This is a genomic window from Pseudomonas sp. G11 (assembly GCF_029457515.1).
GTDB classification, from domain to species: domain Bacteria; phylum Pseudomonadota; class Gammaproteobacteria; order Pseudomonadales; family Pseudomonadaceae; genus Aquipseudomonas; species Aquipseudomonas gorinensis.
The window spans coordinates 2460003-2475414 of record NZ_CP120377.1 but is presented as its reverse complement, the minus strand read 5'-3'; the positions used below and the strand labels follow the sequence as shown (position 1 = coordinate 2475414).

Below are 15412 nucleotides of genomic sequence, written 5' to 3'. Positions count from 1 at the left end.
CCCGCACAGTGAAAAATCATCGTCCGTGATAGTCGCTATCACCCGCCGCGACACCCTCGATAACCAGGCCAGCATATTCTTTTACGATCTATTAATATGGAAATACGTTCATTTACGGAATAAAAACAACCCACTATAACTAGCTGCACGCCGGGCCCCAGTGTTCGCCAGGCAACTGTTGCGCAGGCAACAGTCATTCAACAATTCACCAGGCAGACAACAGCAACACTTTTCAGCAGTGAGCCTGTAACCCGCAGCCGGCAAGGTCTGCGCCCATTGGTACAGCTCTTGCTCAGCTCACGTACTTCACTCGCAATGAACCACTGTTGAAAAGGAACTGTTCATGACCCGTCCCCTGAATGTCGTTGCCCTCTCCGGCGGAACCTGGCGCCCGTCCCGTACCCTGGTGCTGACCCAAGCGGTACTCGCCGAACTGGCCAGCCTGCTACCGATCCAGACCACCCTCATCGAACTGGGCGACATAGCCCGGCCACTGGGCGGCGCGCTGTCGCGCGATGAGCTGCCAGCGGAAATCGAAGCGCAACTGGTGACCATCGAGCAAGCCGACCTGCTGATCGTCGCCGCACCGGTCTATCGCGGCTCTTATCCCGGCCTGCTCAAGCACCTGTTCGACCTGGTCGGCCTCAACTCGCTGATCAACACGCCGGTATTGCTCGCAGCCACCGGCGGCAGCGATCGCCATGCACTGGTCCTCGATCACCAACTGCGGCCGTTATTCAGCTTCTTCCAGGCCTTGACCTTGCCGATTGGCGTGTATGCCACCGAAGCCGACTTCACCGACTACCAAATAACCAGCGAGCCCTTGAAGGGCCGTATTCGTCTTGCTGCAGAACGCGCGGCGCCCTTGTTTGCCGCGCACTCCACTTCTCTGCTGAAAATCGCTTAAGGATCTGTCATGGATGTTTTCTGGTTCCTGCCAACACATGGCGACGGTCATTACCTGGGCACAACCCAAGGTGCGCGGCCAGTCACCCTCAACTATCTGAAACAGGTCGCCCAAGCGGCTGACAGCCTCGGCTACTACGGCGTACTGATTCCAACCGGCCGCTCGTGCGAAGACTCCTGGGTCATCGCCTCGGCGTTGGTCCCCCTGACAGAACGCCTGCGCTACCTGGTGGCGATTCGCCCGGGCATCATCTCGCCCACGGTGTCGGCGCGCATGGCGGCGACCCTCGATCGCCTGTCCAATGGCCGCTTGCTGATCAACGTGGTGACTGGCGGTGACCCCGACGAAAACCGTGGCGACGGCAGCTTCCTCGATCACAGCGAGCGCTATGAAGTCAGCGACGAATTCCTCAAGATCTGGCGCCGTGTGTTGCAGGGCGAATCGGTGGACTTTGAGGGTAAGCACCTGCGCGTGCAGAATGCCAAGGCGCTTTACCCGCCCGTGCAGAAGCCGTACCCACCGCTGTATTTCGGCGGTTCTTCGGACGCCGCCCATGACCTCGCCGCCGAACAGGTGGACGTGTACCTGACCTGGGGCGAACCCCCGGCCGCCGTCGCGGAAAAACTCGCGGATGTGCGTGAACGGGCCGCGCGTCATGGCCGCACCGTGAAGTTCGGCATCCGCCTGCATGTGATCGTGCGCGAGACCGAAGAAGACGCCTGGAAAGCCGCCGACAAACTGATCGAGCACATCAGCGACGACACCATCGCCGCGGCACAAAAATCGTTTTCGCGCTTTGACTCCGAAGGCCAGCGCCGCATGGCCGCCCTGCACGACGGGCGCCGCGACAACCTGGAAATTGCCCCCAACCTGTGGGCCGGTGTCGGCCTGGTACGCGGTGGTGCCGGTACCGCGCTGGTGGGCAACCCGCAGCAAGTGGCCGAGCGCATCAAGGAATACGCAGACCTGGGCATCGAGAGCTTTATCTTCTCCGGCTACCCGCACCTGGAAGAGGCGTATCGCTTTGCCGAGTTGGTGTTCCCGTTATTGCCGGAACCTTATTCCAGCCTGGCCGGGCGCGGCATCACCAACCTGACGGGGCCGTTCGGCGAAATGATCGCCAACGATGTACTGCCCGCCAAGCCCTGAGATCAATGAAGCCTGCCTTAGGTGGGAGGCGGCTTGCCCCCGATTGCGGCGGGTCAGCCCCGTAACTGGCAACTGACACACCGCTATCGGGGCAAGCCCGCTCCCACCTTTGGCCTTCATTGCCAAATAGACATTGAGGAACACCGCGTGACAGCCAAACCCCACAGCGTCCTGCCCTCCCCTTTGCAGACCGCCAAGTTGCTGGCCGCCGATTTCGCCCTCACCGCCGTCGAACGCGACGAACGCGGTGGCACGCCGAAAACCGAACGGGATGCCCTGCGCCAAAGCGGCCTGCTGGCCCTGAGTATTCCCACCCAATACGGTGGCCTCGGCGCACGTTGGAGTGACACCCTGGGCATCGTGCGCGAGTTCGCCAAGGTCGACAGCTCAATCGCCCATGTCTTCGGCTTCCACCACCTGATGCTCGCCACCGTGCGCCTGTTTTCGCGCCAGGACCAATGGCAACCCTGGTTCGAACAGACCGCGCGCCAGAACTGGTTCTGGGGCAACGCCCTCAACCCGCTGGACACACGCACGGTAGTCAAGGATTTCGGCGGCTGGCGCGAATTTTCCGGCAAGAAGAGCTTCTGCTCCGGCGCCAGCGATTCAGAAATGCTCATCGCCTCGGCCGTGGATGAAAGCGCTGGCGGCAAGTTGCTGATCGCCGCCATCCCCAGCGGGCGCAGCGGCATCACCCTGCACAACGACTGGAACAATATCGGCCAGCGCCAGACCGACAGCGGCAGTGCCAGCTTCGAACGGGTACGCGTGGAGGAATCGGAACTGCTGCTCGACCCCGGTCCGCTGAGCACACCCTTCGCCTGTCTGCGCCCACTGATCGCCCAACTGACCTTTACCCATATGTTCCTCGGGATTGCCGAAGGGGCCTTCGAAGAAGCACGCCATTACACCCTGACCGAAACCCGTTCGTGGCACAAATCCAGCGCCGAGGACGTGCGCCAGGACCCTTACGTGCTGCACCACTACGGTGAGTTCTGGGTGGCCCTGGAAGGTGTGCGCCTGCTGGTGGAACGCGCCGCCGAATTGCTCGACCACGCCTGGGCCAAAGGCCCCGGCCTCAGCGAAAACGAACGCGGCCAACTGGCCATCGCGATCGCCACCGCCAAGGTTGCCGCCACCCGCCAAGGCCTGGAGCTGTGCAGCCGCTTGTTTGAAGTCACCGGCGCGCGGTCCACCCATGCTTCGCTGCGCCTGGACCGCCACTGGCGCAACCTGCGCACGCAAACCCTGCACGACCCCGTGGACTACAAACTCCACGAACTCGGGGACTGGGCCTTGAACCAATCCCTGCCGACTCCCACGTTCTATTCCTAAGAGAGGTGCCCATGCAGCTTTTAACCCTACCGCCCTCGCCCGCCCTCGCGACCTCGATCCGCGCCACAGCCCAGGTCTTCGAAGACCCGAAATCCCAGGCGCTGCTCGACCATATCCAGCAAGTGGCGCCCAGCGAAGCCAGCGTGCTGATCATCGGCGAGACCGGCACCGGTAAAGAGCTGGTGGCGCGCCATATTCATAACCTCAGCGCACGACGCAACCGGCCGTTCGTGGCGGTGAACTGCGGGGCTTTCTCTGAATCCCTGGTGGAGGCCGAATTGTTCGGCCATGAAAAAGGCGCCTTTACCGGTGCCCTCAGCGCCAAGGCCGGCTGGTTCGAAGAGGCTGACGGCGGCACCTTGTTCCTCGATGAAATCGGCGATTTGCCGATGGCGATCCAGGTCAAATTGTTGCGGGTATTGCAGGAGCGGGAAGTGGTGCGCCTCGGTTCGCGCAAAAGCATTCCCATTGATGTGCGTGTGCTCGCCGCGACCAACGTGCAACTGGAAAAAGCCATCAATGCCGGGCATTTCCGCGAAGACCTCTACTACCGGCTCGATGTGGTCAGCCTGGAACTCAGCCCGCTGCGGGAGCGGCCCGGCGATATCCTGCCGCTGACCCGTCATTTTATCGAAGCCTATAGCCAGCGCCTGGGCTATGGCCCGATCACCATCAGCCGCGAAGCCGAGCACAAACTCAAAAGCTACAGTTGGCCGGGCAACATCCGCGAACTGGAAAACGTGATCCACCACACTCTGCTGATCTGCCGCAATGGCGTGATCGAACGCGACGACCTGCGCCTGTCGAACATGCGTATCGAGCGTCAGGACGACAGCCAGCACAACACCGACAACAGTGCCGAAGCCTTGCTCGAACGGGCCTTTCAAAAACTGTTCGAAGAACAGGCCGGCGCCCTGCATGAAAAGGTCGAAGACGCGTTACTACGCGCCGCCTACCGGTTCAGCCATTACAACCAGGTCCATACCGCCAACCTGCTGGGTCTGAGCCGCAACGTCACACGCACGCGCCTGATCAAGATCGGCGAGTTGGCGGTAAACAAGCGCCGCCCCGGCGAAAACGTGCAAGGCGAGCGCATGCTGCACCTATCCATTTAGGCGACAGTGCAACGCGTTGTCATGGCTGCGCTCGAAACTGCGCAGCACCTGGAACGAACCGAAGGTCACGGCCGTGGCCTGGTGGGCGCGAATCAATGTCCAGAAATCTTCCTCTCCATGCTCGAAACACTTGAAGGCCGCCTCGCCGTCTTCACGCGAGCGCCATTGCAGGTAATTGAGCACCCGTCGTCCGTCATCGCTGACCTGCACACTCGCATTGATAAAGCCGCCATGGCCCTGGGCCAGACGTTCGCTCTGAATAGTCAGGGCTGCCACCAGGGCAGATTGTTGCCGGGGTTCGATCTGAAACTCGATCAATTGAGTGAAGCTGCGATTTTTCTCTGATACCTGCATGAACACTCCCCTTTCTCTGTAGGCAGAATCTTGCGATTCGATGCCACGCAGGGTAAAACCTCTAGTTAAGTCAAGGTCAAGCGCTTCTCTGGAGTTTTTCATGCTCAACAAGGAACTCACCGTCGGCCAATTGGCCGCGCGCAGTGGCGTTGCGGTCACGGCGCTGCACTTCTATGAATCCAAAGGGTTGATCAAGAGCAACCGTAACGCTGGCAACCAGCGCCGTTACCCACGGGATGTATTGCGGCGCGTGGTGGTGATCAAGATCGCCCAGCGCTTGGGCATTCCCCTGGCGACGATTGGCCAGGCATTACAGACGCTGCCGGATGGTCGTACGCCGACCACTGAGGATTGGGAGCGTTTGTCGGCGCTGTGGCGAGAGGATCTGGATGAGCGCATCAACAAGTTGATACTGCTGCGCGACAAGCTCAGTGGTTGTATTGGCTGCGGGTGTTTGTCGCTGCAAGCGTGCCCGCTGCGTAATCAGGCTGACCAGCTCGGTGAACATGGGCCTGGGGCCCAGCTGTTGGAACCCACGCCGCAATCCTGAGTTGGGAATGCGCCCCCCCTTTGATCGCCATGGGTTTTAGAAACCCGGTGCGATATCACTTTCGTCACGCGTCAGGATGAACTGGCGCAGTTCACCGCGATTGAACGCCTTGCCGCCACGGCATGCACAGGTCGCCGATGCTGTCCGGCCGACACCTCGTCGGCTGCCTGCAAGCCACGATCGGCGTGGCCTATAGTGAAAAGGCCGTCCCTCCACAACCACAATCAAGGAGAACGATATGAGCGTTAAGCCTATTCCCGAGGGCTACCACAGCGTCACGCCTTATATGGGCATCGACAAAGCGAGTGATGCCATCGATTTCTACAAAAAAGCCTTTGGCGCCACACAGGTCATGCGCCTGGATATGCCCGATGGCAAAGTCGGCCATGCCGAGCTGCGCATTGGCGACTCGGCGATCATGCTGGGCTCACCCTGCGAGGAAATGGCCCTGCGTAATCCGGGCGAGCACACCAGTGTCGGTTTGCACCTGTATGTGAACGATGTGGACGCGCAATTCAAGCAAGCCGTGGCGGCAGGCGCCACCGTAGTGTCCGAACCGAAGGACCAGTTTTATGGCGACCGGTCGGCGAGCGTGAAGGATCCGTTCGGTCACCTGTGGTTCCTGGCCACGCGCAAGGAGGATTTGACCGAAGCACAGATCCGCGAACGTGCCATGGACATGTTCAAGCAAGGCTGAAGTCCATGAGGCGATACAACTTGCTCCTGATAACGGTGGATCAGTTGACATTTAATTGACTGATGTACGGCCATCGGGAGCAAACCTCCTCTTATAAAACAAAATAACTTATTGATTATTAAGAATTAAAATCCTCCCTTAAACGACCGAATTTTTGTGGCAAGCGGGCTTGCCCTAATGCCATTCAGTTAAGCGTACATCGCCTTCTGTAGGAGCGAGCTTGCTCGCGAAAAACGTCAACGATAACGCGTGTTTCCTGAATGAACGCGGCGCCTGTAAGTTCTTCGCGAGCAAGCTCGCTCCTACAAAAAAGCCTTAACTGAACGGCATTAGGGCTTGCCACAACAAGCCCGCTCGCCACAGGGGTTCCAGTTTGCTGCGCGACAGCGCTAAGTCGGATATTGAGCGGGACCTCCCACATTTGTTTGGCCGTGGGTCAGTTAAGCCACGGGTTGGCTTGCAGGTGGCCGCGTTCGAATGCCTTGATCGCTTCGCTGCACTGCAAGGTGCTGCCAACTGCATCCAGGCCCAGCAGCAATGGCGCCTGGGTGATGGCTTGGAACATGTTTCGTGTTCGATGGAGGCGATAAAGCGCCCTGAATATGAACCTGAAACATTTTCTTTCATATCCCGCTTAGGGATTTCTCATTCTCATCCGTCTTAACTTAGATACAGCCTGTCGCGTCAGCAAAAGCTACGACCGGCCTTTTCCGGGCCTTCAATGCCCCCTCCGATCAAGACCCTCATTCACATGTCGAAGAAGTCACGCTCAAAACTCTGGTTTCTTGTACACAGCTGGCTCGCGTTGCCCATCTGGTTCTTTGTACTGATCGTCTGCGTCACCGGCACCCTGGCGGTGGTCAGCCAGGAGATCGTCTGGCTGGCCAACCCGGATATCCGTGCCAGCCAGCCGTCGGACGACGCCGAACTGCTGAGTTACGACCAGGTGATCACCGCCATCCAGCGTGACGCGCCCGAGGTGATCGTGCAGTCGATCAGCCGCCCGGATGAGTCGCACTTTGCCCTGAGTGTCAACCTCAGCTACCCCGACGGGCGCTCCGTCGAGGTCTACGTCAACCCGTACACCGGGGTCATCCAAGGGATCAGCCCGGCCTTCAACTTCCAGCAATTTACCCGCGCCCTGCACGGCTGGTGGTTGGTGCCGTTCACCAATGGCTACAGCTGGGGCTGGTACCTGGTGTCGGCGCTCGGTATTCCGCTGCTGGCGTCGCTGGTCACCGGGCTGGTGGTGTACAAGCGGTTCTGGAAGGGCTTCCTGCGCCCGACCCTGCGTATCCGCCACGGTGCGCGGATCTTCTGGGGTGATTTCCATCGCTTGAGCGGTATCTGGTCGATCTGGTTCATTGCGGTGATCTCCATCACCGGTATCTGGTTCTTGATCCGGGCGATCCTGGGGGACAACCAGATTTCGATTTCCACTGAACCGGTGATCCCGGTGATTGCCCGCGAGAAGGTGCCGCTGTCTGCACCCGGTGTACCGGCCCCCATGATTCCGGTGGACGAGGCGATCAAGATCGCCACCCAGCGTATTCCCGGCCTGGAGGCGAGTTTCGTCAGCCTGCCTCTCAATGCCTACAGCCACCTGCAGATCGGCGGGCGCGGCTGGTACCCGCTGATGTACCAGACCGCGCAGATCAACCCCTATGACGGGGAAATCGCCGCCGCGCACTTGTTGTCCGACCGCTCGAAGCTGGAGTTCGTCACCGAATCCATGCGCCCGCTGCACACCGGCGACTTTGGCGGGCTGTGGATCAAGCTGATCTGGGCGTTCTTCGGCCTGATCATGAGCATGATGGTGCTGAGCGGCCTGCTGATCTGGACCAAGCGCACCGCCCTGGCCACCCTCAATGCCCTCAAGCGCGAAGCCAAGACCCAACGTGCGCCGGCGTCTATCCCGGCCATGCCAGCCGAAACCTCGGAGGCCAACCCATGAGCAAGCCCGCTGCCGCGACCCCGCCTTCACCGCTTCGGGCCTTTTGGCTGAAATGGCGTTTCCACATCAACGTCCTGCTGTTACTGGTGCCCCTGGGCTTTATGCCCAAGTACTTTGCCGATGCCGCGCTGTTTCGTGGCGACACCGGCCTTGGCGAACGGGTGGTCGGTGACGTGCAGGTCGGGCCATGGAGCCTGAAGCTCGCCGAATTCCGCAACGAAGGCCCGCGCCCGGACCCGGCCGGCCCGATGAAGTCCTTCAATGCCGCCCTGTGCGCGACCTGCGCCGAGCAGGTCAAGGCCACCTACCTGCGTATCGGCAAGCCACGCAGCCTGCGGGCCGCCGGGGTGATCTTCTTCGGCACGCCCTACCGCATGGGCGCCGCCCTGCCCATCCCTGAGCGCACGCCGGTCGACGCCGAACTGTGGGTCACCATGGAAGGCTGGGACGGCACGATGCACCAGGGTTCCGTTCCTTTGAGCCAGGCCTCGCCTGCAACCATTGCCTGGCTGAACAAGCAAGGAGTTAAACCATGACTTTGATGCGCCTGACCCGCGCCTGTGGCGTTCTGTTGCTGAGCGCCTGCTTCAGTACGGTTGCCCTGGCCCACAACCCGATGTGCGAATGCAAGGAAATCCCCGGTGAGCAGATCCAGTGTACCGGCGGTTTTTCCGACGGCAGTGGCGCCCCCGGCGTGACCCTGGACGTGATCGGCTACGACGAGACCATCCTGCTGCCCGGCAAGCTCGGCCAGGACTCGACCCTGACCTTCAAGAAGCCCGCGGCCGAGTTCTATGTGCTGTTTGATGCGGGCCCCGGCCACGTGGTGGAAATCGACCAAGCGGATATCCAGCCTCAATGAGTACCACACAGGTTGTACGCCCCGCCGGTGCCGGCCATGAAACCCTCTACGTCCTGCTGCTGTGCCTGATCATCCTCGCGGTGGCCGGCACGGTGGTGGCCCTGCACGGTGAAACCCAGGTGGTGGCCGCCGTGTCCAGCCATCAACTGGATGCCCGCCGTGACCTGAGCGCCGCCGAACAAGGCATCTACGCCGACCTGCGGGTAACGCTGGATGAAATCCACGTGCTGCAACAAGAGCAAAGCGCCCTGCCTGGCCCCGAACAACTGGCCGAAGAAGGCTTTGCGCCGTTTGCCCGCGACGCCAGTTCGGTCAGTCGTGGTGACCATCGCTGGCAGTTGCTGGCGAATACGGCCTACCTGGGACTGAGCCAGGCGCCGACCACCAGTGGCTCGCTGCTGATGCGCGTGCACGGCGCCGAGCCGGACATCTGGCTCAACCGCCGCGCAGACCTCGCCGCCCCTTCCGACCTCACTGACCAGGCGCTGATCGCAGCCGGCTGGCAGCAGGTGGTCGCGCAATTCGATACCGGCGTCACCCGCCAGCACCGTCACTGAACGAGAAGATCGATTGCCCATGTCTATTTCATCTCCCCTGTTACGCCTGTTGCTGGTTGGCCTGTTCAGCCTGATGCTCGCGCCCCTCGCTAACGCCGAGGCCGCCAAGCGCCTGCGGATCGGCATCACCCTGCACCCTTACTACAGCTACGTGGCGAATATCGTCGGCGACAAGGCCGAGGTGGTGCCGCTGATTCCGGCCGGTTTCAACCCCCATGCCTACGAGCCGCGCGCCGAAGACATCAAGCGCATCGGCACCCTGGATGTGATCGTGCTCAATGGCGTCGGCCATGACGATTTCGCCGACCGCATGATTGCCACCAGCGAGCGCCCGGCTATCCCGGTGATCGAGGCCAACGCCAACGTGCCGTTGCTGGCCGCCACCGGCAATGCGGCGCGCGGTGCCGGCAAGGTGGTCAACCCGCACACCTTCCTGTCGATCAGTGCCTCGATTGCCCAGGTCAACAACATCGCCCGCGAGCTGGGCAAGCTCGACCCGGACAACGCCAAGACCTACACCCAGAACGCCCGTGCCTACGGCAAACGCCTACGCCAGATGCGCGCCGACGCCCTGGCCAAGCTGACCCGCGCGCCCAACCCGGACCTGCGTGTCGCCACCGTGCACGCGGCCTACGACTACCTGCTGCGCGAGTTCGGCCTGGAAGTCACCGCGGTGGTCGAACCGGCCCACGGGATCGAACCCAGCCCCAGCCAGTTGAAGAAAACCATCGATGAACTGCGGGCGCTGGACGTGAAGGTGATCTTCTCGGAAATGGATTTCCCGTCCACCTATGTCGACACCATCCAACGCGAATCCGGGGTCAAGCTCTACCCGCTTTCGCATATTTCCTACGGTGAATACAGCGCTGAGAAGTACGAAGTGGAAATGACCGGCAACCTCAACACCGTGGTACGGGCGATCCAGGAGTCGGGGGCATGACGGTGGCGGAACACCTGAAAGTGGCCAGCGTCGGGCCAACGATCGACTTCGACCAGGTGACGCTGACCCTCGGCCGCACGGCGATTCTCGATCGCGTGAGTTTCCAGGTGCAGCCGGGCAGCATCCACGCACTGGTAGGCCCCAACGGCGGCGGTAAAAGCTCGCTGATCAAGACCCTGCTGGGGCAGACGCCGCATCAGGGCCACTTGAGCCTGCAATGGCCAACGGTGCCCGGCACCATCGGTTATGTGCCCCAGGCCCTGGAATTCGACCGGGGCTTGCCGATGACCGTGGATGATTTCATGGCTGCCATGTGCCAGCGGCGCCCGGCGTTCCTTGGGTTGTCGAAGCATTACGCCGGCCCCATCGGCGAGGCGCTGGAACGGGTCGGCATGCAAGACAAGCGCAAGCGCCGCATGGGTGCGCTGTCCGGCGGTGAGCGTCAGCGCGTGCTGCTGGCCCAGGGGCTGATTCCGGCCCCGCACTTGCTGGTGCTGGACGAACCGATGTCGGCCCTCGATGAAGCCGGTATCCAAGTGTTCGAACGGCTGCTGAGCGACTGGCGCCTGGCCGGGATCACCGTGCTGTGGATCGAGCACGACCTGGAGGCCGTGGGTCGCCTAGCCGACCGCGTCACCGGGTTGAACCGCCGTGTGCTGTTCGACGCCACGCCAAAGGAGGCTCTGACCCCGGATCGCCTGCTGACCCTGTTCTCTACCCACCCTCGGAGCCCGGCGCAATGAGTTATGAAGCGTTTCGCTTGATGGTCCAGGGCTGGGCCTCTTCCGGTTACCTGCCGGAAGCCCTGGCCTATGGTTTTGTGGTCAACGCGTTGCTCGCTGGCCTGCTGATCGGCCCGGTGCTGGGCGGCCTGGGCACGCTGGTGGTGGTCAAGCGCTTTGCGTTTTTCTCCGAAGCGGTCGGCCATGCGGCGCTGACCGGCGTTGCGGTGGGCATCCTGCTCGGAGAACCCTATACCGGACCGTACGGCAGCCTGTTTGGCTACTGCCTGTTGTTCGGCATCCTGCTCAACTACCTGCGCAACCGCACCGGCCTGGCGCCGGATACGTTGATCGGGGTGTTCCTGTCGGTGTCCCTGGCGTTGGGCGCGAGCCTGCTGCTGATCCTGGCAGGCAAGATCAACGTGCATATCCTGGAGAACGTGCTGTTTGGCTCGGTACTGACGGTCAACGGCAATGACCTGCTGGTACTGGCAGTCGTAGGTTCGCTGGTAATGGCCCTGGCGCTGCCGCTGTACAACCGCATCATGCTCGCCAGCTTCAACCCGCAATTGGCCGCGGTACGCGGTGTGGCGGTGAAGACTCTGGACTACCTGTTCGTGATCCTGGTGACCCTGATCACCGTGGCGGCAGTCAAGGTCATCGGCGCGATCCTGGTCGGTGCGCTGCTGGTGATCCCGGCCGCGGCGGCCCGCCTGTTGAGCCAATCGCTCAAGGGATTCTTCTGGATCTCAGTGGTGATCGCCACCCTCAGCACCCTCTGCGGGATCCTGCTGCCCATCATCTTCGACCTGCCGATCCCCTCCGGCGCCGCGATCATCCTCGTGGCCGGTATCGCCTTCGCCTGTGCCGCCATTGCGCGCGGCACCGTGCCCAGTCTCAAAGGGAACCTTGGATAATGCGCGCGTTCTTCCCCCCCCTGACCCTGGCCATCGCCTGCTTGATCACCCCGCCGCTGATAGCCGCCGACGTCGCCAGGCCGGCCATGCACGCGGCCAAACCCATCAAGGTCCTGGCCTCGCTGCCCATCACCTATGGCTTGGCAGCGGTGCTGCTCAAGGGCACCGACGTGCAGTTGGAACGTGCCGCCCCGGCCAACCTGCCAGGCTCGCGCCAGGTGTCCTACTTCACCGGCCGTGGCGCACCGGCGCTCAATACGCTGGCCCAGGACGCCGACGCCGCCATCGGCCTGCGCTCGCTGTGGGCCGATGATCCGCTCTACCCCGTGGCGCGGCGCAGCAATATCCGTATTGTCGAAGTGGACGCCGCACGCCCGGTGGACGGCGGCTTGCCGGGGATCGCCGTGCAACCGGGCGTCACCGACGGCTTGAACAGCCAACCCTGGCAATCGAGCAATAACATGGGGCGCATGGCCGACGTAATGGCCGCCGACCTCAGCCGCCTGGCCCCCGCCGCCAAGCCAAAGATCGACGCCAACCTCGCCGCCCTCAAGCAACGCCTGCTCAAGCTCACTGCCGACAGCGAAGCGCGACTGGCCCAGGCGGACAACCTGAGCGTGGTGAGCTTGAGCGATCACTTTGGGTATCTGATCAGCAGTTTGAATCTGGAACTGCTCAGCACCGATGCCCGGCCCGATGCGGATTGGACGCCTGAGGCATTACAAAAACTCAGTGCCGAGCTGAAGGAAAACGACGTGGCCGTGGTGCTGCATCATCGTCAGCCGAGTGACGCCGTGAACGCCGCCGTCACGGCAGGCGGCTCGAAGTTGCTGGTGTTGAACGTCGACGGCGCGGACCCGGTATCGGAGTTGGAAACCAATGTGGATCAAGTGATCAAGGCACTCACAAAGCACTCACTGTAGGAGCGAGATTGCTCGCGAAAGACGTCAACGCTAACGCGGACAGCCTGATCCACCTCGGCGCCCTCAGGTTTTTCGCGAGCGAGCTCGCTCCTACAGGAAGCTCCCGATCACACCACATCCACGCCGACATGAATCGCATCATGCCGCCAGAACTCCAGGTCGCAGTCGATCAAGCGCTGGTGCTGGTCATAGTTGACCCGGGCAATCCGCAGGCCCGGGCTGCCCACCGACACGCGCAACGCCGCGGCGGCTTCCACCGGCAATGAGGTTGGCACAATCTCGAAACGCACCCGCCCGTAGTGCAGGTCGTACTTGCGCGCATACAACTCGGTCATCGACTGATTCAGGTCGCACTCCAGAATCCCCGGGAAATAGTGCGGGTTCAGGTAGTGCTCCACATACAACACCAGCCGCCCATCGATCCGTCGGCTCCGGCAAATCTGGATCACGCTGGACAAGGCCGGCAGCTGCAACCACGCACACACTGCCGCCGACGCCGGTTGCAGCCGCGCGCTGATGACCTCGGTCGACGCCACGCGTCCCTGGTCATTGACCATGGCGTGAAAGTGGCTGCGCTGCATCAGGTTGTAGGCCAGCCGGGGGGGCGAGACAAACCAGCCACGACGCTCCTCGCGATAGATCTGCCCCTGGGCCTCCAGTTGTAACAAGGCTTCCCGCACGGTAATTCGAGTGGTACCAAACAACTCGCTGAGTTTGCGCTCGGCGGGCAGTTTGCTTGCAGGCGGCAACAAACCGTGGTCGATCTGCTCTTGCAGCGCCAGGCCGATGGATGTCACCGCCTTGATTGCCTCATCACGCATCAACGTTACCTATCTGGACTAGACCAGCACCGTTCAGGTGCATAAACCGCGCGTTATTTGGGCTTCTGTTGTTACGTGCCAGCCTAGGCATTACAGATGACCGACAGATGACAGTCCGCATCGTGCCTCCTGCGCCACCCTGCAATACATCGGCCAAGTCCAGAGTCTGCGGGCACTTGAGCATGGTCTACGCTAAGTCTGCACTGTGCGACATCAGCGCTTTAAAAACGACATCGACATGAAACTGTCATCCATCGAGCCTAGATTGGCTCAGGTATTGCTGACCTAGACCAACACCACCGCTAACGTTCGTATAAAACGCCGCGTTGAAAACGCCCAAAGGAGCTTCGGATGAAACAGCTTTTCCTGGCATCACTGTTAGGCTCGACCATTGCCATGTGCACCGCTGCCATGGCCGCTGATACCGATTTAAAAACCCTTGAAGCCGCCGCGAAAGCGGAAGGCGCCGTCAACAGCGTCGGCATGCCCGATGACTGGGCCAACTGGAAAGGCACCTGGGAAGACCTGGCCAAGACCTACGGCCTCAAGCACATCGACACGGATATGAGCTCGGCCCAGGAAATCGCCAAGTTCAAGGCCGAAAAAGACAACGCCAGCGCCGATATCGGCGACGTGGGCGCGGCCTTCGGCCCGATCGCGGTGAAACAGGAAGTCACCCAGCCGTACAAACCGTCCACCTGGGCCCAGGTGCCGGATTGGGCGAAAGACAAAGACGGTCACTGGGCCCTGGCCTACACCGGCACCATCGCCTTTATCGTGAACAAGAAGTTGCTGCACGGGTCTGAAATCCCCACCAGCTGGGCCGACCTGCAGACCGGCAAATACAAGGTCTCCATCGGTGACGTAAGCACCGCGGCACAAGCCGCCAACGGCGTGCTGGCCGCCGCCATCGCCAATAAAGGCGACGAGAAGAACATCGCCCCTGGCCTGCAATTCTTCACCAAGATCGCCCAGCAAGGCCGCCTGTCACTGTCCAACCCGACCATCGCCACCATGGAAAAAGGCGAAGTCGAAGTGGGTGTGGTCTGGGACTTCAACGGCCTGAGCTACAAGGCCAAGATGGCCAACCCGGCTGACTACGTGGTGCTGATCCCATCGGACGGCTCAGTGAAATCCGGCTACACCACCATCATCAACAAATACGCCAAGCACCCGAACGCCGCCAAGCTGACCCGCGAATACATCTTCAGCGATGCCGGCCAACTCAACCTGGCGCGTGGCAACGCACGTCCGATCCGTGCCGAAACCGACCTGAAACTACCGGCCGACATCGCCAAGAACCTGATCCCGGGCGAGCAGTACACCAAGGCCAACCCGCAGCCGATCAAGGATGCCGATGCCTGGGAAGCGACTTCCAAGAAATTGCCGCAGTTGTGGAATGAGCAGGTCATCGTAGAAATGAAGTAAGGGTTTATCCCACATTGGAGCTCCAGTGGAGATCCAATGTGGGAGGGGGCTTGCCCCCGATGACGGTGGATCAGCTAACCAATCCGTTGAATGGCACACCGCTATCGGGGGCAAGCCCCCTCCCACACTTTTGACCTCGTTCCTCCAGGGAAATTGAGTCAAGTCTATTGCCGCGGAGCGT

At 61.4% G+C, this 15412-nt stretch carries 17 protein-coding genes and 1 pseudogene; 15 read left to right on the top strand and 3 right to left on the bottom strand.

Annotated features, from left to right (window positions below; genetic code table 11):
• Nucleotides 1-343: 343 nt before the first annotated feature.
• The 4 genes from msuE to P2T68_RS11465 all read left to right on the top strand — a co-directional run bounded on the left by msuE (nt 344) and on the right by P2T68_RS11465 (nt 4506).
• On the top strand, nt 344-907 hold the full coding sequence (gene msuE, locus P2T68_RS11480; protein ID WP_024074407.1) for an FMN reductase: 564 nt from the start codon (nt 344-346) through the stop codon (nt 905-907).
• Between the two features lie 9 nt (nt 908-916).
• Nucleotides 917-2056: an FMNH2-dependent alkanesulfonate monooxygenase gene (gene ssuD / locus P2T68_RS11475; protein ID WP_277379349.1), complete on the top strand. Its 1140-nt coding sequence runs from the start codon at nt 917-919 to the stop codon at nt 2054-2056.
• A 147-nt stretch (nt 2057-2203) separates the two neighbouring features.
• Nucleotides 2204-3391: an acyl-CoA dehydrogenase family protein gene (locus tag P2T68_RS11470; RefSeq protein WP_102624995.1), complete on the top strand. Its 1188-nt coding sequence runs from the start codon at nt 2204-2206 to the stop codon at nt 3389-3391.
• A gap of 11 nt (nt 3392-3402) precedes the next feature.
• A complete protein-coding gene (locus P2T68_RS11465; protein WP_024074404.1) occupies nt 3403-4506 on the top strand; it encodes a sigma-54 dependent transcriptional regulator in 1104 nt (367 codons plus the stop codon).
• Here the strand turns inward: P2T68_RS11465 and P2T68_RS11460 are convergent.
• Nucleotides 4495-4860 (bottom strand): antibiotic biosynthesis monooxygenase, encoded by a 366-nt coding sequence (locus P2T68_RS11460; RefSeq protein WP_041160883.1) that lies wholly within the window; start codon nt 4858-4860, stop codon nt 4495-4497. The two genes, P2T68_RS11465 and P2T68_RS11460, sit on opposite strands and share 12 nt — an antisense overlap.
• Before the next feature lie 100 nt (nt 4861-4960).
• Here P2T68_RS11460 and soxR point away from each other — a divergent pair, with 100 nt between their 5' ends.
• On the top strand, nt 4961-5410 hold the full coding sequence (soxR, locus tag P2T68_RS11455) for a redox-sensitive transcriptional activator SoxR (protein ID WP_024074402.1): 450 nt from the start codon (nt 4961-4963) through the stop codon (nt 5408-5410).
• A gap of 238 nt (nt 5411-5648) precedes the next feature.
• Nucleotides 5649-6107, top strand: a complete 459-nt coding sequence (locus tag P2T68_RS11450; RefSeq protein WP_024074401.1) for a VOC family protein — start codon at nt 5649-5651, stop codon at nt 6105-6107.
• 436 nt (nt 6108-6543) lie between these two features.
• Here the strand turns inward: P2T68_RS11450 and P2T68_RS11445 are convergent.
• Nucleotides 6544-6645 (bottom strand): annotated as a pseudogene (locus P2T68_RS11445) (3-isopropylmalate dehydratase small subunit); the annotation flags it as partial.
• 213 nt (nt 6646-6858) lie between these two features.
• Here P2T68_RS11445 and P2T68_RS11440 point away from each other — a divergent pair.
• From P2T68_RS11440 to P2T68_RS11405, 8 genes are read left to right on the top strand one after another with little or no spacing between them, the layout of a single operon-like run.
• Nucleotides 6859-8061, top strand: coding sequence for a PepSY domain-containing protein (locus P2T68_RS11440; protein WP_277379348.1), 1203 nt, complete (start codon nt 6859-6861; stop codon nt 8059-8061).
• Nucleotides 8058-8597 carry a hypothetical protein gene (locus tag P2T68_RS11435; protein WP_024074398.1) on the top strand — a complete coding sequence of 180 codons (540 nt, stop codon included), beginning with the start codon at nt 8058-8060 and terminating at the stop codon, nt 8595-8597. The genes P2T68_RS11440 and P2T68_RS11435 overlap by 4 nt, the downstream gene beginning before the upstream one ends.
• A 5-nt stretch (nt 8598-8602) precedes the next feature.
• Nucleotides 8603-8923 carry a hypothetical protein gene (locus tag P2T68_RS11430; protein WP_277379746.1) on the top strand — a complete coding sequence of 107 codons (321 nt, stop codon included), beginning with the start codon at nt 8603-8605 and terminating at the stop codon, nt 8921-8923.
• Nucleotides 8920-9480: a DUF6162 family protein gene (locus P2T68_RS11425; protein ID WP_277379347.1), complete on the top strand. Its 561-nt coding sequence runs from the start codon at nt 8920-8922 to the stop codon at nt 9478-9480. Before P2T68_RS11430 ends, P2T68_RS11425 begins: the two co-directional genes overlap by 4 nt.
• Before the next feature lie 19 nt (nt 9481-9499).
• Nucleotides 9500-10420, top strand: coding sequence for a metal ABC transporter substrate-binding protein (locus P2T68_RS11420; protein ID WP_150056052.1), 921 nt, complete (start codon nt 9500-9502; stop codon nt 10418-10420).
• Nucleotides 10417-11163: a metal ABC transporter ATP-binding protein gene (locus P2T68_RS11415; protein ID WP_024074394.1), complete on the top strand. Its 747-nt coding sequence runs from the start codon at nt 10417-10419 to the stop codon at nt 11161-11163. Before P2T68_RS11420 ends, P2T68_RS11415 begins: the two co-directional genes overlap by 4 nt.
• Complete coding sequence (locus P2T68_RS11410) at nt 11160-12059, top strand: metal ABC transporter permease (RefSeq protein WP_024074393.1); 900 nt, start codon at nt 11160-11162, stop codon at nt 12057-12059. Before P2T68_RS11415 ends, P2T68_RS11410 begins: the two co-directional genes overlap by 4 nt.
• Nucleotides 12059-12982 (top strand): zinc ABC transporter substrate-binding protein, encoded by a 924-nt coding sequence (locus P2T68_RS11405; protein ID WP_069075614.1) that lies wholly within the window; start codon nt 12059-12061, stop codon nt 12980-12982. The genes P2T68_RS11410 and P2T68_RS11405 overlap by 1 nt, the downstream gene beginning before the upstream one ends.
• A 107-nt stretch (nt 12983-13089) precedes the next feature.
• Here the strand turns inward: P2T68_RS11405 and P2T68_RS11400 are convergent, their stop codons facing one another.
• Nucleotides 13090-13803 (bottom strand): UTRA domain-containing protein, encoded by a 714-nt coding sequence (locus P2T68_RS11400; RefSeq protein ID WP_041160882.1) that lies wholly within the window; start codon nt 13801-13803, stop codon nt 13090-13092.
• A 351-nt stretch (nt 13804-14154) separates the two neighbouring features.
• Between P2T68_RS11400 and P2T68_RS11395 the strand changes: the two genes are divergently transcribed.
• Nucleotides 14155-15231, top strand: coding sequence for an ABC transporter substrate-binding protein (locus P2T68_RS11395; RefSeq protein WP_024074390.1), 1077 nt, complete (start codon nt 14155-14157; stop codon nt 15229-15231).
• Nucleotides 15232-15412 lie beyond the last annotated feature (181 nt).